We start from the raw sequence: 20,737 nt of genomic DNA, 5'->3' as shown, positions 1-20,737 counted from the left end.
TACTAAATTTGCTCATCTTGTCTTTGGGCGATTTGGATTTGGATTAAAATTTAGATTAAATTTCTACATTTGTAGCTATATTTTGACCTTTTTTAGATACAATCTATAAAATCAAATTTGGAGTTATCATGAATCCATTTGTTATAGCTGAGATGTCGGCTAATCACTGCGGAGATAAAGATTTAGCATTTAAAATTATCAAAGCTGCCAAAGAGTGCGGTGCTGATGCTATTAAAGTTCAAACATACACAGCAGATACTATTACGATTGATTGCCGTGATGAGATATTTATGACTAGAGATGATGGACTTTGGGCTGGACAAAGCCTTTATGAATTATACCAAAAGGCCTACACGCCGTGGCAGTGGCAGGCTGATTTAAAAGCTTATGCTGATGAGATTGGGATTGAGTTTTTTAGCACACCGTTTGATTTTAGCGCAGTTGATTTTTTAGAAAGCATCAATGTCAGTCGCTATAAAATAGCCTCTTTTGAAGCGATGGATTATCCACTTATTCGATATGCTGCAAAGCATAAAAAGCCAATGATAATATCTACTGGAGTTAGCACAATTGATGAAATTTACGAGGCAATTGACGCATGCAAAAGTGTTGGTAATCACGATATTACAATCCTAAAATGTACCTCTAACTACCCAGCTCAAATAGAAGATATGAATATAGCAACAATATCTGATATGATGGCTAGATTTGCTCCACTTGGTGTAAAGGTTGGGCTAAGCGATCACTCAATGAGCTTAGAAGTACCAATCACTGCTGTGGCTCTTGGAGCTAGTGTGATTGAAAAGCACTTTACTCTTGATAGAGCCTTAGGTGGAGAAGATAGCGGATTTTCGCTAAACAAAGATGAATTTAGCGTAATGGCTCAAGCGGTTAAAAATGCATATAAAGCCCTTGGTAAGGTTGATTATAGCTTTAGCGAGCAAAATCGTAAATATGCTAGATCGCTTTTTGTAACAAAAGATATTAAAAAAGGAGAAATTTTAACCCCTGAAAATATCCGCTCTATTCGCCCAGCTCAAGGTCTTCACCCACGATATTATGAACAAGCCATTGGCAAAAAAGCTACAAAAGATCTTAAATTTGCTAAGCCTTTAGAACTTAGCGACTTTGAGTAAGCTATGCAAAAAGTCTATATAATAGCAGAAGCTGGAGTAAATCACAATGGAGATTTAAACACAGCTAAAAAATTAATAGATGAAGCTAAAAAGGCCGGTGCTGATGCTGTTAAATTTCAAACCTTTAAAGCTGAAAATTTAGCTAGTAAAACTGCTTTAAAGGCAGCCTATCAAAAACAAACTACAGATTCTAAACAAAGCCAATATGAGATGCTAAAGGCCCTTGAGCTAAGTATTAAATCCCATACTAAACTAATAGAGCATACCAAAAATATTGGAATTGAGTTTTTATCTACTCCATTTGATATTGATTCAGCAAATTTACTTTTTGAACTTGGTCTGAGCAAATTTAAAATCCCAAGTGGCGAACTAACAAATCTACCACTACTTCGTACTATTGCTAAATTTAAAAAACCAATAATTTTATCAACTGGGATGGCTACAATGGCTGAGATTTGGGATGCTTTTAATATTCTTACTACCAATGTAGCACTAGAAGATATCACGATTTTACATGCAAATACTGAATATCCTACACCTTTTTGCGATGTTAATTTAAAAGCAATGGTTAGTATTGGGGCTGAATTTGGAGTTAAATTTGGATATAGTGATCACACATTAGGAATTGCTGTGCCAATTGCAGCGGTTGCACTTGGGGCAAGTGTGATTGAAAAGCACTTTACCCTAGATAAGACTCAGCCAGGCCCAGATCACAAGGCTAGTTTAGAACCAAACGAATTAGCTCAAATGGTAGCTGGAATTCGAGCAATTGAGCTAGCCCTAGGCGATGGAATCAAAAGCCCAAGCCCAAGCGAGATAAAAAATATAAACATTGCTAGAAAGTCTATTGTAGCTAAATTTGATATTAAAAAAGGTGAAATTTTTACCGATGATAATATCACTACAAAACGTACCACGCCAGCAGGAATTAGCCCAATGAAATGGGATGAAATAATAGGAACTCCAGCACAAAAAAATTATAAAAAAGATGAGATAATATGAGAAAAATATGCGTAATAACTGGATCAAGAGCTGAATATGGTCTACTTTACTGGCTGATTAAAGAGCTTAGCATTAGCAAAAGTCTGCAACTTCAATTAATTGTAACAGGTAGTCATTTGCGAAGCGATTTTGGCAATACATATTTACAAATTCAAGATGAGTTTAATATCAATAAAAAGGTTGATATTTTAAATTTTGCCAATGATGCTCTTGGTGTATGCAAATCTATGGGAGTAGCTACTAGCGAGATTGGCAAAGCCTTAAGCGAACTAGCTCCTGATATTGTTGTGGTTTTAGGCGATAGATATGAGATATTTTGTGCAGCATCTGCGGCCCTAGTATTAGGGATTCCAATAGCTCACATTCATGGTGGGGAACTCAGCGCTGGAGCTATTGATGAGTCATTTAGGCATAGCATTACAAAGATGTCGCATATCCATTTTACTGCAAATAAAGAGTATGCTAAAAGAGTAGCTCAATTAGGCGAAGATCCTAAATATATCTTTAATGTTGGCGGTATGGGAATTGAAAATATAAAAAGGCTAAAGCTATTAAATAAATCCAAATTTCAAGACTCAATTAAATTTAATCTAAATAAAAAAAATATCCTAGTAACCTACCATCCACTTACTACTCAAACAGATAATAAAAAAGATTTTAAAGAGATTTTAAAAGCACTAAATGAACTAAAAGATACAAATATAATTTTTACAAAAGCTAATAGTGATGCTGGTGGAATAGCTATAAATAAAATGATAGATGAATATGTCAAATCTCGCCCTAATTGTATCGCCTTTGCCTCCCTTGGAAGCCTAAGATACCTAAGCGCACTTAAGCATGTAGATATAATTTTAGGTAATAGCTCTAGCGGACTTTTAGAAGCCCCTAGTATGGGAGTTGCAACCATAAATATAGGCCCAAGACAAGATGGCAGACTAAAAGCACCAAGCATCATAGATATCAAGCCTATAAAGGCGCAAATTTTAAAAGCAATAAAACTTGCCTATAGTTCAAAATTTCAAAAAATAGTCCAGAAAAAACAAAATCCATATGGCGACTCAAAGCCTAGTAAAACCATAGTCAAAGTTCTAAAAAATATAAATTTAAAAGATATCACAGTCAAAAGATTTAAGGATTTGGTATGACTTTAAATTGGGGGGGGGTTCTACCTCAAAAAGGCCATAATATGAATATAAACTCTCTAAAGCTAAGCCCAACTAGCAGTATAAAAGAGGCTCTTAAAATAATCGATAGTGGCGCACTCCAAATGGCGCTAGTTGTAAATAGCGATGGCAAACTTTTAGGTACAATTAGTGATGGTGATATTAGGCGAGGATTATTAAGCTCAATGGAGCTAACTCAAAGTATTGAATCCCTATACTATCGCACGCCTATAGTTTCGCACTCATTGCATGTCTCTCCAGATATCATTGCTAAAGCCAAAGCTAAAAATATACGCTACATTCCAATTATCGATGAAAATGATATCCCAACTGCTATTGTTAATATTTATGAACCAAACTTTAAAAAACCAAACCAGGTTATATTAATGGCTGGCGGATTAGGCACAAGGCTTCGCCCACTAACTAATCAAATTCCAAAGCCAATGCTTCATGTAGGTCCAAAACCAATTCTACAAACAATCATAGAAAGCTTTCTTGCAAATGGGTATAGCGATTTTACTATTTGTGTCAATTACAAGGCTGAGATTATTACAAACTACTTTGGCGATGGAAAAAAATTTGGTGTAAACATAAACTATGTTTTTGAAGATAAACGCCTTGGTACAGCTGGGGCGCTAAGCTTGATAAATCCACCAAAAGATGATTTTTTTGTAATGAATGGCGACCTGCTAACAAATACTGATTTTACTAAACTTCACGACTATCATACAGCTCACAAATCTGTTGCTACAATGTGTGTGCGAGAATATGAGATGCAAGTGCCATATGGAGTGGTAAATTTAGATGATAATACTATCAAATCTATCACTGAAAAGCCACGCCAAAAATTCCATGTAAGTGCTGGAATCTATATGTTAAACCCACAAATCCTAAATTTTATTCCAAAAAATGAGTATCTAGATATGCCAGATCTTTTTAACTCTTTAGCTACTAAGAATCAAAATCCAAAAGCTTATCTAATTAATGAAGAGTGGCTAGATATAGGCAGAATCGAAGAGTATAACCTGGCAAATGAGCTTTATAGTGAGATTTTCTCATGAGAGCGCTTATACTTTCTATGGGGTCAATTGGCCGCCGCCACGCTGATGTTTTGCGCTCATTAGGATTTGATATTAGCGCCATTTCATCACAAAAAATTATTGATATAAAATGTTATAAAGAGCTTGAAACAGTAGATATAAATCAGTTTGATTACTTTATCATTGCCTCGCCTACATATTTGCATTTTAAACATTTAAGCTATATTGATTTAAATGTCTGTAATAAAATAATACTTTGCGAAAAGCCATTATTTGATAAATTTAGAGATTTTAATCCAAACAATAAGATTTTTATTGGGTATAATCTGCGTTTTCATCCACTAATTTTAGAGCTAAAAAATATGCTAAATCCAAGCGATATTTTAACTATTGAAGCACGCTGCGGTCAATATTTGCCATCATGGCGAAAACGAAAATATACTAGCTCTTATAGCGCTAAAAAGGAGCTTGGCGGAGGCGTTTTGTTAGATCTTAGTCATGAGATTGATTATCTTAGCTTTTTATGCAATTCTAAATTAGAATTGATTAAATCTTATCAAGCCAAAGTATCAAATTTAAATATCACTAGCGATGATATTTGTATGATTTTAGCTAAATGCAATAAGACTTTAATAAATATCAGCCTAAATTATCTAAGCAAAGCACCATATCGTCAAATTTTAATTGAGACAAATAATAATACCTATAATCTTGACCTCATCGCAAATACACTTAAAATAGTAGATCAAGATGGAAAAATCACTCAAATACAAAAACCAAATTTACAAAGAAACGATACTTTCAAAGCGATGCATATAGATGCTTTAAATATGCAAAATCATATATGTACATTTTCTCAAGCTATGGATACAATGCGACTAATAGATCAAATTCAAAAGGAAAATATATGAGCAATATACTATGTACCATTTGCGCTAGAGGCGGTAGCAAAGGTGTAAAAAATAAAAATATCCGCCCAATTGCTGGTCTTCCGCTCATTGCTCACACTATAAATCAAGCCAAAGAGTGCGGTTTATTTAAGCATATTGTAATTAGTACTGATAGCGATGAGATAGCCTCTACAGCACAAAAATATGGAGCGGAGGTCTTTTTTAAACGAGATAGCGCTTTAGCTAGTGATACTGCTGGCAAACTAGCTGTAATCCGTGATGCCTTACTAAAAAGTCAAGAGTATTATAAACATAAATTTGATTATATTATAGACCTTGATGCTACATCTCCTTTGCGTCTATCTAGCGATATTAATATGGCTTTTGAGCAGTTTATACAAGATGATAATGATATTCTTATTACTGCTACGCCAAGTCGTAGAAGTCCATACTTTAATCTAATAGAAAAAATAGATGGCAAGATAAATCTTAGCAAAACTCTACCAAATCAAATTTTACGCCGTCAAGATGCTCCGGCTACATATGATATGAACGCTTCAATTTATATATGGAAATCTTTAGTTTTATTAAATAACGATACCTTGTTTTTACCTAAAACTGGACTATATGTAATGCCTGCAAATCGCAGCATTGATATAGATGATGAGCTTGATTTTATGATAGTAGAGCATATTTTAAGGAGTAAAAATGCTTAAAGATAAAGTAGTTATAATAATTGGCGGTTCAGGATTAATCGGCAAAGCTTTTGTAAAATCAGCTATACAAAATCACGCTACAGTAATCAACGCAGATATAAATCAGCCAAACACAAAACTAGATTGTGAGTTTATCCATACTGATATCACTAGCAAAAATTCGCTTGATAATCTAATAGAATTAATCAGTCAAAAATATGGCAAAATAGACGCTGTGGTAAATTCTGCCTATCCAAGAACAAAAAGCTTTTCTAACCACTTTTTTGATGTAGAGTATGAGGATTTTTGCACTAATACCAATCTTCAACTTGGTGGAGCGTTTTTGGTTATGCAAAGATTTGCTAAATTTTTTAAATCACAAGGATATGGCAATATAATTACACTCTCATCTATTCAAGGCGTAGTAGCACCTAAATTTCAAACCTATAAAAATACACAGATGAGTTCTCCAGTAGCCTATAGCGCTATTAAATCTGGAGTTATTCATCTAAGTCGCTACCTAGCTAAATATCTAAAAGGGGATAATATTAGAGTCAATTGCATAAGTCCAGGTGGAATACTAGATAACCAAAATGAGATATTTCTAAGTCAATACAAAGATGTCTGTCTAAATAAAGGTATGTTAGACCCAGATGATATCTGCGGGGCTTTAATATTTTTACTTAGCGATTATAGCCAGTTTATTAATGGACAAAATATAATTGTAGATGATGGATTTTGCTTATAATCTTAGTAGAGTAAAAATTTTGGCGTAGTAATCTATGCCAAAATCTAAGCAGCATCAAAGCCAAGTGATACTAACTATCAATAATAATTATATAATAATACAATCAAACTCCAAATTCTCTCATAAAAATAAATTTTTTAATCTCAAATCCAAACTTTTAATCTAAAAATAATTTATTAATAGTAAAATATCAGACGAATTAATTCATATTTTGAAAGGATAAAATATGTCGATATTTGACAATTTCAAGATTAAGAATAAGATGCTTATTCTCATCGTCATTCCGCTCATCGTCGCTATGATCATAGCTGGCAATCTCATCAATAAAGAGTATGATACCTATAAACGCACTCAATTACTCGAAGATGGAATCTTGCTCTCATCTCAAATTTCACTTGTAATACATGAACTACAAAAAGAAAGAGGTTCATCATCAGGATATCTAGGTAGTAAAAGTGAGGATTTTAAAAAAATTCTACTAAATCAACGCCAACTAAGCGATAAAGAGATAAATAAGCTTAATGAAAATCTATCTAAATTTGAAATAGATGCATATCCAGTTGAGCTTAGGGACTCTATAAAAGATACAATAAATGCACTAAATAATATCCAATCTATAAGAAGAGGTGTAGATAATTTTAGCGTTAAAGTAGGAGATGTTTTAGGATACTATACAAATACTATCTCAAAACTAATCAATAATATAGTAGTAATCTCTAATATCTCAAACAACTACAAAATAATCCGCTCTTTAACTGCATTTGTGAGCTTTATAAATGCTAAAGAAAATGCCGGTCAAGAAAGAGCAGTCTTATCAAATACATTCTCAGCTGATAAATTCGGCGATGGAATTTATAACAAATTTATCGCATTAGTTGTAGCTCAAAATCTATATACAGAAGAGTTTAAAAAATATGTAGACCCTGAGGAGCTAATCAATTATAACAATATAACTAGTGGAAACAAAGATTTTCAAGAAGTTGAGCGTATGAGAGCTGTGGCGATGAAAAATGCATTTACTGGCGGATTTGAGACTAGTGGTACATACTGGTTTGCTACTATTACCAAAAAGATTGATATCTTAAAACAGATAGAAGATAGACTAGCAGCTAGATTGATTCAAGACATAGACCAGATAAGACAAAGCAATATTAATGTGCTTGTTTTCTCAATTGGAATTTTAGCCTTTGCGTTTATTGCTACATTTGGATTTAGCTACATTATAATCCATAATATTAATAGTAGAATTGCTAAAATCCTAAACTATCTAGTATATGTCCAAAAAACAAAAGATATTAGACCAAACAATGTTCTAAACAAAGGCAAAGATGAGATTGGGCTAATCTATGAACAAATAGAAGGATTTTTAAAAGTTATTAGACAGCTATTTGGTCAGCTTGATGGACAAATTCAGCAAAATCTACAAATTGCAAATGACTTACTAAGCGAGTCAAAAGTAATTCAAAATGATACTCAAGAGGGCTTTAAACTATCAAAAGATTCACAAATAATCGGTCATAGCGTAGAAGATAGCCTAAGCGATAATGCTTTAAAAAGCAATGATACAATGAACAATATCATCACAGCTAAAAATGAACTAAGCTCAACCTCTAGCGTTATATCTGAATTCTCTGAGCTAGTAACGCTTGATGCAAGTCGCCAACAAGAGCTATTAACTAATATCTCAATGCTAAATAATGATGCTCAAAATGTTAAGAATATTCTAACAACTATATCAGATATTGCTGATCAAACCAACCTTCTTGCACTTAATGCTGCCATCGAAGCAGCAAGAGCAGGCGAACATGGCAGAGGATTTGCAGTTGTTGCTGATGAGGTTAGACAGCTAGCTGAAAGAACTGGCAAATCTTTAGATGAGATTGATATAACTATCAATGCTATTACTAAGTCAATTAATGATGTAAGCTCAAAAATCACACAAACCTCAAGAGATTTTACGACATTTGTCGATGAAGCGCAAAATATTCAAAATACAATCCAAACAGCAAATGATAACATTGATCATGTCATCGCCCTAGCTACCCAAGCAATGGCTAGTTCAAAAGAGTTAAATGATAAAACCAATAACCTACTAAGTAATAATAAAACGTTAAATGATAGGCTACAAAATATCTCAAATTCAATGGATAAAATTAGCTCAGTTTCTGATACACTAGAGCATAAAGCTGAGAATTTAAGGGATAAAATTAGCGAATTTAAATTTTAAATTCACTTAAATATTTGCAATGGCTAAGCTTTTAGTCATTGCAAGAATAAGCATAAATGAAGCGATTTAATAAATAGATATTTTTATTAAATCGCCTTATCCTTTACCAATTACTATAATACTCTCAAAGCTTATCATCAAGCGCATTTCTATCGATTTTGCCATTGGCATTTAGAGTAAACTTATCCAATCTTATAAATATTTTTGGGATCATATACTCTTGAATTTTTTTACTTAAAAACTCTCTAATCTTATCTATATCTCTACTAGCTTCATAAAACGCTACAATTTTCTCACCAGTAAATTTACACGCTGAACGCTTGATTTGCGGATGTGAATTTAATGCCACTTCTATCTCACCTAGCTCAATCCTATGACCATTTAGCTTGATTTGAGAATCTAGCCTGCCATAACAGATTAACTCATTATACTCATTATAAGCTGCAATATCGCCAGTTTTATAAATTGGGTCGTAGAAGTTATTATGAAGTGGATTTTGGATAAATACCTGCGCACTCTTAGACCTATCGCCATAATAACCAAGGCTAAGACTACTACCACGCACGCATAATTCACCTTTGATAAATGGCTGAGTAATAAGGTTATTATCTTCATCAAAAAGTAAAATTTGTGTATTTTTACACGCTTTGCCAATTGGTAGTAGCTCATCATCGCCAAATTCTCTATCACACACATAGTAGCAGCACACATCAGTTATCTCAGTTGGCCCATATAAATTAGCATAAAGTGCATTTGGCAAGGCTTTTCTCCAGATATTTAACTGACGATTTGGCATTATCTCACCACAAAATAGCACCTTTTTAAGTGTTTTTAACTCTTGATGTTCTAACGCTCTTGTATTAGCAAAGTATATTAACACGCTAGGAACCCAAAATATCATCGTAACACCGTGAGTTTTTAAATACTCCACTACTCTAGCTGGAAAGGCAAATTCAAAAGTAGATAAAAGATGTAAAGTCGCTCCGCATCTAACTGTAGTAAAGATATCTAAAATTGAGTTATCAAAATAAAATGGTGCTTGATTTACCAATATTTCATCATTTCCAACATCAAAGGTTTTACTAACCCAAAATATATAATCAATCACACTTTTATGACTGATACTCACACCTTTTGGCTCACCTGTGCTTCCGCTAGTAAATAGCACATAAAGCAAGTCAGTATCAATAATCTCAACTCTACTAAGCAGTGATAAATTTGGCTTAAAGCTATCAAATTCATCGCTATAAATCATTGGAATATCATAATTATTAGCACCTAAATCCCTTGCTGTAATAATAAGTGCAGGTTTTAAAATATTTATAATTTTTTGCACTCGCTCAAATGGCATTTTCTCATCTATAATACTATAAAAATTTCCACTTCTAGCCACGCCAAACATCGCTATAAGTGCTTCGATGGATTTTGGCAAAATTATTAAAACTGGCTTTTTATTTAACCCAAATTCTAAAATCTTGCTAGCCAAAGCACTACTTTTATGGCTAAATTCAAGATAACTAATACAATTCTTACCGCTTACAAATAGTGTTTTATTTGGATATTTTGCTACACTTTTATCTAGAAATTCATAAATATTGCTAATCATCACGCTACCTTAAATATCTTATTTTTCACTAACAAACACCCCTTTATTCCAATCAAGTTCATAATCAATAAATGTATAAAGATTTTTACCGCCATTATTTAATAAATCATTATCTGTAATTCTAAAAGTATCACAAGAACCAAGCAGCTTGATATAATAATTATCAAATTTAACTTCCTTTAAAATACTTTCATAAAAACTATTTGGCATATTTTTTTACCCCAGCAGCACGAACATACATCACATAAGTTCTCTTAGTCTCTACGCCATTAGCATCAATATATCCAGCCGTAAAAGGCTTAAAATAGCGATATGGAACTTGCAAAGCCTATTCTACATAGTGTGTAAATGTAATTCCCATATTGATTGCTACATTAAAAAAGACCATTTTCGCATCAAATTTATACATATAACCAAATGGCAAGTAACTCCCAAAGGCATCGATATTATTAAGATTAGCAAGCATTTTAGCATCCTTACCCCAAACCATTAATGAATAAATCGAGTAAGCTGTACGGCCAAATTCAGGACGGTTTTTTAATATCCAGTTAGCTAACGCTCCAGTCGATCCAGATAATAAGCAAATTTACCTTTTAATAGTAAAAATTAATTAAATATTCCGCTACTGCTTAGGGTGATATCATTATCTATCCACTCTTTAACAGCTGGGATTTTAACTAAAGTTTTGCATAATGGCTCGCTTGAATTACTAGCATCATCAACACTAATAGTATCGCTTGCGAGCGTGATATTTAGGCAACTTGTCCAAGCTTCGTTTTTATCTAGTGATTTTTTATATGTTGGAGCGAGATTTTCTAGATTGCTTTGAGATTTTAATTCACCAGCTGGTAGTTTGCCATTTATAGTGTAATATGCAGTAAGCTGGACGATGGTATCTTTTAGTAAAGTAGCTGATGTTACAGCACTTGCATCGTCCTTAGTAGCAACTAGCCTAGGTACTGCGATACTAGCTAAAATGCCAAGCACCACAATGACAAAGACTAGCTCAATCATTGTAAATGCGCTTCTCATCACGCCACCACATTTGGAAAATCATATACTAATCTTCCAGATTTTATAGTTTTGATTGCAGCACCTTTTAGTTTTTTACCTAGAAGTGGTGAGTTTTGTGATTTAGATTTGTTTAGCTTCTCATCGTAGAGATATTCAAAATCAGGATCGACAATTGTAATATCAGCCAAATAACCCTCAGCGATAACTCCTCTATCGTTTAGTTTTAGTAGTTTGGCTGGATTTAGGCTAGTTAGCTCTACCATTTTATTTAAGCTTATCACCCCATCACGAACTAAATTTAAAGTAAGTGGAATGAGCGTTTGAAGACCTAAAATTCCAAATGGAGCCTTATCAAATTCTCTTTGTTTTTCATCATTATGATGCGGAGCGTGATCAGTACAGATGATATCTATCACGCCATTTTTTAATCCATCTCTCATAGCCTCTACATCAGCTTTGGTGCGAAGTGGTGGAGACATTTTGTAATTTGTATCGTAGTTTTCTAGCTCACTTTCATCAAAAGTAAAGTGGTGCGGGCAGACTTCACAAGTGATATTTATGCCCTCTTTTTTAGCTGTTTCTATTAGTTTTAAACTCCATGCACTACTAACATGAGCTATATGGATATGGCCGCCTGTGAGTTTAGCTAAGAGCATATCACGACTTATCATTATCTCTTCTTGCTCTCTTGGCATACCTTTGATACCTAGCTTCATAGACATTAGACCTTCATTCATGTGGCCATTTCTACATAGTGAGCAGTCTTGAGAGTGATTTATGATAAATGAGCCGTGAAACGCTGAATACTCAAGCGCAGCTCTCATAACATCGCTAGAGCTAACAGGCAATCCATCATCGCTAAATGCCACGCATCCAGCCTCACTCATCTCTCCCATCTCAGTAATTCCACCGCCTTTCATACCTTTTGTTATAGCTCCAATTGGCATTAAATCTATTAGGCCTCGTTTTTTAGCCTTTTCTATCATATCTCTAGTTATTGTAGCATTATCATTTACTGGGTTTGTATTTGCCATTGGACAACAAGCAGTTACTCCACCAGCTACTGCAGTTTGCGATCCAGTGATAATATCATCTTTATACTCAAACCCCGGATCTCTAAAATGCACATGGATATCAATTAATCCTGGCATAACTAGTTTGCCATTAGCATCTATTACTATATCAGCAGATGGCTCATCTGTGGTAATAGAGATAATTTTATCATCTTGTATTAATATATTTGCTTTTTTACTCTCGTTGGCATTGATTATTGTTCCATTTTTTATTAAAGTTTTCATTATAGCCCTTTTAGATTTTTATAAACTATATCTAATATAGCCATACGCACAGCTACGCCATTTTCTACTTGTGATAAGATTGTAGATATGCGTGGGTCATCAGCTACATCGCTATTTAACTCTACTCCACGATTGATTGGTCCTGGATGGAGAATTATTACATTTTCTTTTGCTTTTTGCATTCTAGTTTTGCTTAGTCCAAAATATCTGCAATACTCTCTAATGCTTGGAAATGGAGTCTCATCATCGCTTCTTTCTAGCTGAATTCTAAGCATGATAATAGCATCACTACCGCTTACTGCCTCATCCATATCTTTGCAAATTTCACAACCAAAAACCTTAGCATATTGCATCATTTGGGGTGGGCCAAATAGTTTAACTTTTATACCTAATGTTTGCATAGCATAAATATTTGATCTAGCTACCCTAGAGTGAGCTATATCACCAATGATTGAAACTGTAAGATTATTAAATGAGCCAAATTTTTCATATATTGTAAAAAGATCTAATAACGCTTGAGTAGGATGCTCATTGCAACCATCTCCTGCATTTATCACACAGCTAGGAGTGCGAGAAGCGACAAATTGTGCTGCACCTGAACTACTATGACGCATTATAAAGATATCTGTTTGCATAGATTCTATATTTTTGATTGTATCTATTAGGGTTTCGCCTTTATTGGTGCTTGAGTTACTAGCAGTGAAATTTATAGCATCGCTAGATAGCCTTTTGGCCGCAATTTCAAAGCTTGTGCGAGTTCTAGTGGAGTTTTCGAAAAATGAATTTACAACCGTTACACCTTTTAGAAGTGGAGACTTTTTCTCATTTTGTAAATTTAGATTTTTATAATCTTTAGCTAGGTTTAAAATTTGATATATATCCTCAGTGGTAAGATCTTTTGTAGAGATGAGATCCTTTTTGGAGTATGCCATTTTTGCCCCTTTTTTTAATACGATATTTTATCTAGATTTGGCTTAATGGTAGATTTAATTTTGAAATTTTATTCATTTATTTAAATTCAAATTTTATTGACAATTTAAGAAAATTTGTATAAAATTGGTTCTTTCAAACTACAATTTTATTCGTTGTACTGCTATTTATTCACTATATTAAAGAGGACTAATGGAAAATAAGGAAACTGCTCAACAATCAAACCAACCAACCAAAAAACAACACACACGCACACACACGCCAGTTGATGGCTATAAAATAGAAGAGTTAAGACTCCAAGACCTAGATAGCTTAGTAGCAATCGCTGAAGAAGTAGGCGTCCAAAACCCTAGAGAATTTCGCCGCCAAGAGCTAGTATTTGAAATTTTAAAGGCCCAAACCAAGCAAGGCGGATTTATCTTATTTACTGGAATTTTAGAGATAGTTGAGGGCGGATATGGCTTTTTACGCTCTACTGATGCAAATTTGAGTGATTCTGCTAATGATACATATGTTAGCCTAAGCCAGATTAAAAAATTCGCCCTAAGAGTCGGTGATATCATAACCGGACAAGTAAGAGAGCCAAGAGAACAAGAGAAATATTACGCTCTTTTAAAGATAGAAGCGATAAATTATAAATCCATAGCCGAAGCCAAAGAGCGCCCATTATTTGATAATCTAACTCCGCTATTTCCAAATCAAAAAATTCAATTAGAATATGATCCAATGAAGCTTACAGGTCGTGTGCTTGATCTTTTCACCCCGATAGGCAAGGGGCAAAGGGGACTTATAGTTGCCCCACCTAGAACAGGTAAAACTGAGCTTATGAAAGAGCTAGCTCACGGCATTACAAGAAATCATCCAGAAGTTGAGCTAATAGTGCTTTTAATAGATGAGAGGCCAGAAGAGGTTACAGATATGCAACGCAGTGTGCGTGGTGAGGTATTTAGCTCTACATTTGACTTACCAGCGTCAAATCATGTAAGGGTGGCTGAATTGGTGATAGAAAAGGCTAAAAGGCTAGTAGAGATGGGAAAAGATGTTGTGATATTGCTTGATAGCATTACTCGCCTTGCTAGAGCGTATAACACAGTAACCCCAAGTAGCGGTAAGGTTTTAAGCGGTGGTGTGGATGCCAATGCCCTTCATAAACCAAAGAGATTTTTTGGTGCAGCTAGAAATATAGAAAATGGCGGAAGTCTAACGATAGTAGCGACTGCTTTGATCGATACAGGTTCTAGAATGGATGATGTGATATTTGAAGAGTTTAAAGGCACGGGCAATAGCGAAATTATCTTAGATCGCACCATTTCAGATCGTAGAATTTATCCAGCTGTAAATATACTCAAATCTGGCACTAGAAAAGATGAATTACTACAAGGTAGCGATGATTTAGGCAAAATTTGGGCTATACGAAATATTATAGCTACTATGGATGATATAGAGGCTCTTAAATTCCTATACTCTAAAATGTTAAAAACCAAAAACAATAAAGAGCTTTTAAGCATAATGAATGAATAAGGACTAAATTTGAAAGCTTTAGCACTCAAATATCGCCCAAAGAGCTTTGATGAATTAATAGGTCAAGATGTGGTGGCAAATACGCTATCTCACGCCTTAGATTCTAATAGATTAGGCCATGCGTATCTATTTTCGGGGCTTAGAGGGAGTGGCAAGACTAGTAGCGCTAGGATTTTTGCTAAGGCTTTATTGTGTCAAAAGGGTATAAGCGCTCATCCGTGCGAAGTTTGTCCAAATTGTATAATGGCTAATGAAAATCGACATATGGATATCATAGAGATGGACGCAGCAAGCCATCGTAAAATCGATGATATCAGAGAGTTAATCGAGCAGACAAAATACTCACCAAGTAGTGCGAGATTTAAGATATTTATCATTGATGAGGTTCATATGCTAACCAAAGAGGCCTTTAATGCACTTTTAAAGACGCTTGAAGAGCCACCTGATTATGTTAAATTTATTTTAGCGACTACTGATCCGCTGAAACTTCCAGCTACTGTTTTATCACGGACTCAGCATTTTAGATTTCACTCTATTGCTAAGGCTAGTGTGGTGAAGCATTTGGAGTTTATATTAAATAAAGAAGGGATTGAATTTGAGCCAAGAGCCTTAGAAGTGCTAGCTAGAAGTGGTGGTGGTAGCCTTAGAGATACTCTTACCTTACTTGATCAAGCTATTATCTACTCACACGAAAAGCTCACGCATAAGGTTGTTGTAGATATGCTAGGACTGCTTGATCCAGTCAAGATTGATGAGATATTTGCAATAATAAATTCAAGGGATAAAAATAATCTTTTACAGCTTTTAAATGAGCTTCAAAATTATGATTCTAGCTCAATAATTGATGAATTAATCGAGCATTTAAAGTATAAATTTATACACCAAAATGGCGACTTTTCACTTTTGATTTTTGAGAGATTTTTTAGGATATTAAGCGAAGCTAAAGCTATGCTAAATAACTCAGCCGATCCAGAATTTGTTTTATTTATCACATTATTTATGATGCTTGAGGCATTTAATCTTACAAATATTGATGATGCGATATCATCACTAAAATCTCAATCACCCAATTCAAATTTATCGCTAAATTCAGTGTCAAATTTAACCTCGCAGCCAACAGAGCAAAACCATTCTAATTTAACATCAGTTAAGCCAAAATCAAAAAATAACTATCAACTATTTGTTGATGCCATTTATGATAAAAGCTATGAACTAGGTGTAATTTTTGATGAGTGTGTGAGTTTTAAAGGGTTTAAAGATAACACTTTAAATCTTGAGTTTGCTATGAGTGATGATCAGCTAATTTTGGCTAGGAAATTTTATAATGATGTAATTTTACCATCTGTTCGTAGTATTTATGGAGATAATAGCAAGCTAAATGTACAAAAAAGTGAACCAAAAAAGCAAAGCCCGCTTAGCCGTGCTCCAATGCCACCAATAATAGAGCAGACTACGCTAAATAAGCAAAATCCAAATTCAAAACCAACCGATGAGCCAAAAGGATTAGAGGCACTAAAATCATCAATAAGCCAAGAGGATATGAATTTAAAAGAGTTAAAACGGCTGTTTGGAGAGCCGCAGATTTTATCAAATAGTTAGGAAAATTATGGAAAATATAAGAAATTTCAGCATTATAGCCCATATAGATCATGGTAAAAGCACGCTAGCAGACCGCATTATAACAGAGTGTGGCGCTGTTGATGAGAGATCTATGAGTTCTCAAGTCATGGATACAATGGATATAGAAAAAGAGCGTGGAATCACTATAAAAGCGCAATCTGTAAGGCTTGGCTATACACTTGATGGACAGAATTATATATTAAATTTGATTGATACCCCGGGGCATGTGGATTTTAGCTATGAAGTTAGTAGGAGTTTGGCAAGTTGTGAAGGGGCTTTGCTAGTAGTAGATGCCTCTCAAGGAGTCGAGGCCCAGACAATAGCAAATGTATATATCGCACTTGAAAATAATCTTGAGATAATTCCAGTAATAAACAAAATAGATCTCCCAGCAGCCGATCCTGATAGAGTCAAAAATGAGATAGAGCATGTTATTGGGCTTGATTGCTCTGAGGCTTTAGAGGTGAGTGCTAAAAGTGGAGTTGGGATAAAAGAGCTAATAGAGACGATAATTCGCAAGATTCCACCACCAAAAGCGGATTTAAATTTGCCACTTAAAGCGCTTATTTATGATAGTTGGTTTGATAACTATCTAGGTGCTTTGGCTCTTGTGAGATTATACGATGGTAGCCTTAAAAAGGGTGATGAAGTCTATGTAATGGGAACTGATAAAAGGCATATTGTATTAGACCTGATGTATCCAAATCCCGTTTCGCCTATCAAGACTAATGAGCTAAAAGCTGGCGAGGTAGGCATAGTGGTTTTGGGGCTAAAAGATGTAGCTAGTGTAAGTGTAGGCGATACCATAACCCTAGCTAAAAATAGAGCCGCAGAGCCAATAGGTGGATTTGAAAAGGCCAAGCCATTTGTCTTTGCTGGATTATATCCTATTGATACGGATAAATTTGAAGATTTAAGAGATGCTTTAGATAAATTAAAATTAAATGATAGCTCTATAAGTTATGAGCCTGAGACTTCAGCGGCTCTTGGTTTTGGATTTAGGGTTGGATTTTTGGGTTTATTGCATATGGAAGTTGTCAAAGAGAGATTAGAGCGTGAGTTTAATCTAGATTTGATAGCTACCGCACCGACAGTTACCTATCAAGTAGTATGCACCGATGGAGCTACTATAAATATTCAAAACCCAAGCGAACTACCACCAGTAAATAAAATAGAGCATATAAAAGAGCCATATGTCAAGGCTACTATTATCACGCCAAGCGAGTTTTTAGGCAATATCATAACTCTTTTAAGCTCACGCCGTGCTATTCAAACTAAGATGGATTATATCACCACTTCAAGAGTGCTTTTAGAGTATGATATACCGATGAATGAGATAGTTATGGATTTTTATGATAAGCTCAAAAGCGCCACAAAAGGCTATGCGAGTTTTGATTATGAGCCAAGTGAGTATAGGATTGGCAAGTTAGTTAAGCTAGATATCAAAGTAGCAGGCGAGACCGTAGATGCTCTATCTATCATAGTGCCTGAAGAAAAGGCTATGAGCAAGGGTAGGGATTTTGTCAAAGCGATGAAAGAGATAGTCCCAAGACAGCTATTTGAAGTAGCGATCCAAGCTAGTATAGGAAGCAAAATTATCGCTAGAGAAACGGTCAAATCAATGGGTAAAAATGTAACTGCTAAATGCTATGGTGGCGATATAACACGCAAAAGAAAACTTCTAGAAAAACAAAAAGAGGGTAAAAAGCGTATGAAAGCCATAGGCAAGGTAACCTTGCCTAGTGAGGCGTTTTTAAGCGTGCTTAAGATAGATTAAGGGGAGATGATGAAAAGGGGATTATGGATTATACCAGCATTGATTATAGCTGGATGTAACTCTGATAGCTCTAAGGCGACAGATATATTAAATAGCGTAAAAGATGGTAATATCCAAGAGATTATCAAGGTTGCCTTGCCAGAAGAGATCAAATCCAACCCAGCAATGGAGTATATACAAAACGCTATGGATAAAAATCAAAATGAGATAATAAAAAATATAGAGATATTAGACCAAGATATCAGTGAAAATAACGCCTATATAACTATCAAAATCAGATCTGCTAATGCCCACATAGATGGAGATAAGATCAAACTCAAAAGAGATAATAACGGAGAGTGGCAAATAGTAAAATAGTATATAAAATTAACAATGGCACAAAATTTGCTAATATAATTTAAAAGGAAAATAATGCCATATATCAACATTAGAGTAACTAAAGAAAATGGAGAGCCTACAGCTGAGCAAAAAGCACAGCTTATAGAGGGGGTAACAGAGTTGGTAAGTCGGGTCTTAGGCAGGAATAAATCTAGTACCGTTGTAATCATCGATGAGATAGATATGCAAAATTATGGCCTAGCAGGAGAGAGTATAAAATCTATAAGGGAGAGAAAATGAGAGTATTTTTGGTTTTAGTTTTAACAATGATTTTAGGTGGATGCGCTATAAGCAATAACACACAAACTAACCAGGAGCAAAAACCTAAACAAACACTATTTCGCATAGATGCAAAGTGTGAGCCTTGCTCACAAAGAGGCTATGAGACGCTAATTGATGGTAAATTATACAGAAGCGATGTAGCAATAAATTGTTGTGAAAATATCCGCACAATCGATACATCAGCAGCACTAAAAAAGGTATATATCCATAAAGTTATCGATTTAATAGAAACACAAAAGTTAATAAAAATTAATGGTAAATATATTAAATTTGATAAAAATTTTGCTAAAGTATTTTACGAAACATTAGCTGCTGAACTAGAAGCTCGTGGAATTTATGTTGCAAGTGATGGTGATTCGCCTTATACATATAGGGTTCAGTTTGAATTTGATAATATCAAAAGCATTTATAGTCCAGGTGCAAATTATTTAAATTCAAAACTCTTTGGTACGCTAAAAATTAAAAATATCAATAAAAATAGAACACTCTATATCACTACAACTCAAAATGTAAGCGATCTAAGCGTAAGCAAGATAGAGGATTTTGACCTATATATGAATCTACTAATCAAGCAATCAGCCAATAAAGTTGCTCAAGAGATATCAAATTTATAAAAGGCCATTTCTAAGGCTATTTTGGTAAATTAATGCGATGTGTGAAATGTGCTAAAATATCGCTTAAATTGATATGTAAAGATTGCCAAAAGATACTTAGTGAGTATCAGCAAGGTTGCAGGCTAGTAGATGGATTTAAGGTATATTATTTTTATAAATATAGTGATATAAAAGAGATTTTATCTACTAAGCATCATCTTTGTGGCTCATTTGCGATTTCGAATTTGGCTAGTTTGAGCCTAACTAAATTTGCTAGTGAGTTTAGCTTTGGGAGCAAGGTTTTAGTAATTCCGCTTGATGATAATACAAAAAGCGGATATTCTCATACTGCGATCTTAGCCAAGGCTTTATCAAATTCAGAATTATCACCGCTTTATAGGGCATTGCGTGCTACAAATAGCGTGAAATATGCTGGAAAATCTTTGGAGTTTCGTCGCAAAAATCCACGGCAATTCAAGCTTTTAAAGCAGATTAAATATCCTGTAATCTTAGTAGATGATATAATCACCACCGGCTCTAGTATGCTAGAGGCTCAAAAGCTCTTGAAAAGAGCCGGAGTTAGGGTGCTTTTTGGCCTAGTTTTAGCCGATGCTAGGGAGTAGGAATTTGAGTGTTAAAATCCTAAATTCATCAAATCCCACACCCAAAACTATATTTTTCTAACATTTGATTTAAGCTTGATATAACCACTCTTGCATCATCATCGCTCATCATCTGATGGCACGGCAGACTAAGCTCAGCTCTATAAAAATCCTCAGCACCATCTAATCTCATCTCACCATATAAATTTTTATAA

The 20,737-nt window shown here is 34.5% G+C and carries 22 protein-coding genes and 1 pseudogene; 16 read left to right on the top strand and 7 right to left on the bottom strand.

Features of this window, described 5'->3' with window-relative positions:
• Positions 1-128: 128 nt before the first annotated feature.
• From pseI to CIGNP109_RS08850, 9 genes and pseudogenes are all read left to right on the top strand, one after another.
• Positions 129-1,136, top strand: a complete 1,008-nt coding sequence (pseI, locus tag CIGNP109_RS04880) for a pseudaminic acid synthase (RefSeq protein WP_086228436.1) — start codon at positions 129-131, stop codon at positions 1,134-1,136.
• Between the two features lie 3 nt (positions 1,137-1,139).
• Positions 1,140-2,138: an N-acetylneuraminate synthase gene (gene neuB / locus CIGNP109_RS04875; RefSeq protein ID WP_086226806.1), complete on the top strand. Its 999-nt coding sequence runs from the start codon at positions 1,140-1,142 to the stop codon at positions 2,136-2,138.
• Positions 2,135-3,283, top strand: a complete 1,149-nt coding sequence (gene neuC, locus CIGNP109_RS04870) for a UDP-N-acetylglucosamine 2-epimerase (protein WP_086228435.1) — start codon at positions 2,135-2,137, stop codon at positions 3,281-3,283. Before neuB ends, neuC begins: the two co-directional genes overlap by 4 nt.
• Positions 3,280-4,362 (top strand): nucleotidyltransferase family protein, encoded by a 1,083-nt coding sequence (locus CIGNP109_RS04865; RefSeq protein ID WP_236847564.1) that lies wholly within the window; start codon positions 3,280-3,282, stop codon positions 4,360-4,362. Before neuC ends, CIGNP109_RS04865 begins: the two co-directional genes overlap by 4 nt.
• Positions 4,359-5,252, top strand: a complete 894-nt coding sequence (locus CIGNP109_RS04860) for a Gfo/Idh/MocA family protein (RefSeq protein WP_086228434.1) — start codon at positions 4,359-4,361, stop codon at positions 5,250-5,252. Before CIGNP109_RS04865 ends, CIGNP109_RS04860 begins: the two co-directional genes overlap by 4 nt.
• On the top strand, positions 5,249-5,947 hold the full coding sequence (locus CIGNP109_RS04855) for an acylneuraminate cytidylyltransferase family protein (protein WP_086225031.1): 699 nt from the start codon (positions 5,249-5,251) through the stop codon (positions 5,945-5,947). The genes CIGNP109_RS04860 and CIGNP109_RS04855 overlap by 4 nt, the downstream gene beginning before the upstream one ends.
• Positions 5,940-6,674, top strand: a complete 735-nt coding sequence (locus tag CIGNP109_RS04850) for an oxidoreductase (RefSeq protein ID WP_086228433.1) — start codon at positions 5,940-5,942, stop codon at positions 6,672-6,674. The genes CIGNP109_RS04855 and CIGNP109_RS04850 overlap by 8 nt, the downstream gene beginning before the upstream one ends.
• A 226-nt stretch (positions 6,675-6,900) precedes the next feature.
• Positions 6,901-7,779, top strand: a pseudogene (locus tag CIGNP109_RS08855) (nitrate- and nitrite sensing domain-containing protein); the annotation flags it as partial.
• Positions 7,780-8,241: 462 nt separating this feature from the next.
• Positions 8,242-8,901, top strand: a complete 660-nt coding sequence (locus CIGNP109_RS08850) for a methyl-accepting chemotaxis protein (protein WP_236847370.1) — start codon at positions 8,242-8,244, stop codon at positions 8,899-8,901.
• Between the two features lie 124 nt (positions 8,902-9,025).
• Here the strand turns inward: CIGNP109_RS08850 and CIGNP109_RS04840 are convergent, their stop codons facing one another.
• Genes CIGNP109_RS04840 through CIGNP109_RS04815 form a run of 7 tightly spaced genes read right to left on the bottom strand, consistent with a single transcriptional unit; the run spans position 9,026 to position 13,751 of the window.
• Positions 9,026-10,507, bottom strand: coding sequence for an amino acid adenylation domain-containing protein (locus tag CIGNP109_RS04840; protein WP_086228431.1), 1,482 nt, complete (start codon positions 10,505-10,507; stop codon positions 9,026-9,028).
• 18 nt (positions 10,508-10,525) lie between these two features.
• On the bottom strand, positions 10,526-10,717 hold the full coding sequence (locus CIGNP109_RS04835) for a hypothetical protein (RefSeq protein WP_086228430.1): 192 nt from the start codon (positions 10,715-10,717) through the stop codon (positions 10,526-10,528).
• Positions 10,707-10,832 carry a hypothetical protein gene (locus CIGNP109_RS08765; protein ID WP_272887906.1) on the bottom strand — a complete coding sequence of 42 codons (126 nt, stop codon included), beginning with the start codon at positions 10,830-10,832 and terminating at the stop codon, positions 10,707-10,709. The genes CIGNP109_RS04835 and CIGNP109_RS08765 overlap by 11 nt, the downstream gene beginning before the upstream one ends.
• A 3-nt stretch (positions 10,833-10,835) precedes the next feature.
• Positions 10,836-11,093 carry an AAC(3) family N-acetyltransferase gene (locus tag CIGNP109_RS04830; protein ID WP_086228429.1) on the bottom strand — a complete coding sequence of 86 codons (258 nt, stop codon included), beginning with the start codon at positions 11,091-11,093 and terminating at the stop codon, positions 10,836-10,838.
• Positions 11,094-11,113: 20 nt separating this feature from the next.
• The gene (locus CIGNP109_RS08760; RefSeq protein ID WP_086226815.1) at positions 11,114-11,539 is read right to left on the bottom strand and encodes a type II secretion system protein; all 426 of its coding nucleotides are present in this window, start codon (positions 11,537-11,539) and stop codon (positions 11,114-11,116) included.
• On the bottom strand, positions 11,539-12,819 hold the full coding sequence (locus tag CIGNP109_RS04820) for a dihydroorotase (RefSeq protein ID WP_086228428.1): 1,281 nt from the start codon (positions 12,817-12,819) through the stop codon (positions 11,539-11,541). Before CIGNP109_RS04820 ends, CIGNP109_RS08760 begins: the two co-directional genes overlap by 1 nt.
• Positions 12,819-13,751 (bottom strand): aspartate carbamoyltransferase catalytic subunit, encoded by a 933-nt coding sequence (locus CIGNP109_RS04815; protein WP_086225023.1) that lies wholly within the window; start codon positions 13,749-13,751, stop codon positions 12,819-12,821. Before CIGNP109_RS04815 ends, CIGNP109_RS04820 begins: the two co-directional genes overlap by 1 nt.
• 190 nt (positions 13,752-13,941) lie before the next feature.
• Between CIGNP109_RS04815 and rho the strand changes: the two genes are divergently transcribed.
• From rho to CIGNP109_RS04780, 7 genes are read left to right on the top strand one after another with little or no spacing between them, the layout of a single operon-like run.
• Entirely contained in the window at positions 13,942-15,270 is a 1,329-nt protein-coding gene (rho, locus tag CIGNP109_RS04810) for a transcription termination factor Rho (RefSeq protein WP_086225018.1), read from the top strand.
• Between the two features lie 9 nt (positions 15,271-15,279).
• The gene (locus CIGNP109_RS04805; RefSeq protein ID WP_086228427.1) at positions 15,280-16,869 is read left to right on the top strand and encodes a DNA polymerase III subunit gamma/tau; all 1,590 of its coding nucleotides are present in this window, start codon (positions 15,280-15,282) and stop codon (positions 16,867-16,869) included.
• Positions 16,870-16,876: 7 nt separating this feature from the next.
• Positions 16,877-18,667 carry a translation elongation factor 4 gene (gene lepA, locus CIGNP109_RS04800; RefSeq protein WP_086228426.1) on the top strand — a complete coding sequence of 597 codons (1,791 nt, stop codon included), beginning with the start codon at positions 16,877-16,879 and terminating at the stop codon, positions 18,665-18,667.
• Between the two features lie 9 nt (positions 18,668-18,676).
• Complete coding sequence (locus CIGNP109_RS04795) at positions 18,677-19,024, top strand: DUF4878 domain-containing protein (protein WP_180380019.1); 348 nt, start codon at positions 18,677-18,679, stop codon at positions 19,022-19,024.
• 54 nt (positions 19,025-19,078) lie between these two features.
• Positions 19,079-19,285 carry a 2-hydroxymuconate tautomerase family protein gene (locus CIGNP109_RS04790; RefSeq protein WP_086225014.1) on the top strand — a complete coding sequence of 69 codons (207 nt, stop codon included), beginning with the start codon at positions 19,079-19,081 and terminating at the stop codon, positions 19,283-19,285.
• The gene (locus tag CIGNP109_RS04785; RefSeq protein ID WP_086228424.1) at positions 19,282-19,941 is read left to right on the top strand and encodes a hypothetical protein; all 660 of its coding nucleotides are present in this window, start codon (positions 19,282-19,284) and stop codon (positions 19,939-19,941) included. The genes CIGNP109_RS04790 and CIGNP109_RS04785 overlap by 4 nt, the downstream gene beginning before the upstream one ends.
• 32 nt (positions 19,942-19,973) lie before the next feature.
• Positions 19,974-20,543, top strand: a complete 570-nt coding sequence (locus CIGNP109_RS04780; RefSeq protein WP_086228423.1) for a ComF family protein — start codon at positions 19,974-19,976, stop codon at positions 20,541-20,543.
• Positions 20,544-20,737 lie beyond the last annotated feature (194 nt).

It is taken from the genome of Campylobacter sp. P0109 (assembly GCF_002138755.1).
Classification (GTDB): domain Bacteria; phylum Campylobacterota; class Campylobacteria; order Campylobacterales; family Campylobacteraceae; genus Campylobacter; species Campylobacter devanensis.
The sequence above is the reverse complement of the archived record's forward strand: the minus strand, read 5'-3'. Positions and strand labels throughout refer to the sequence as shown.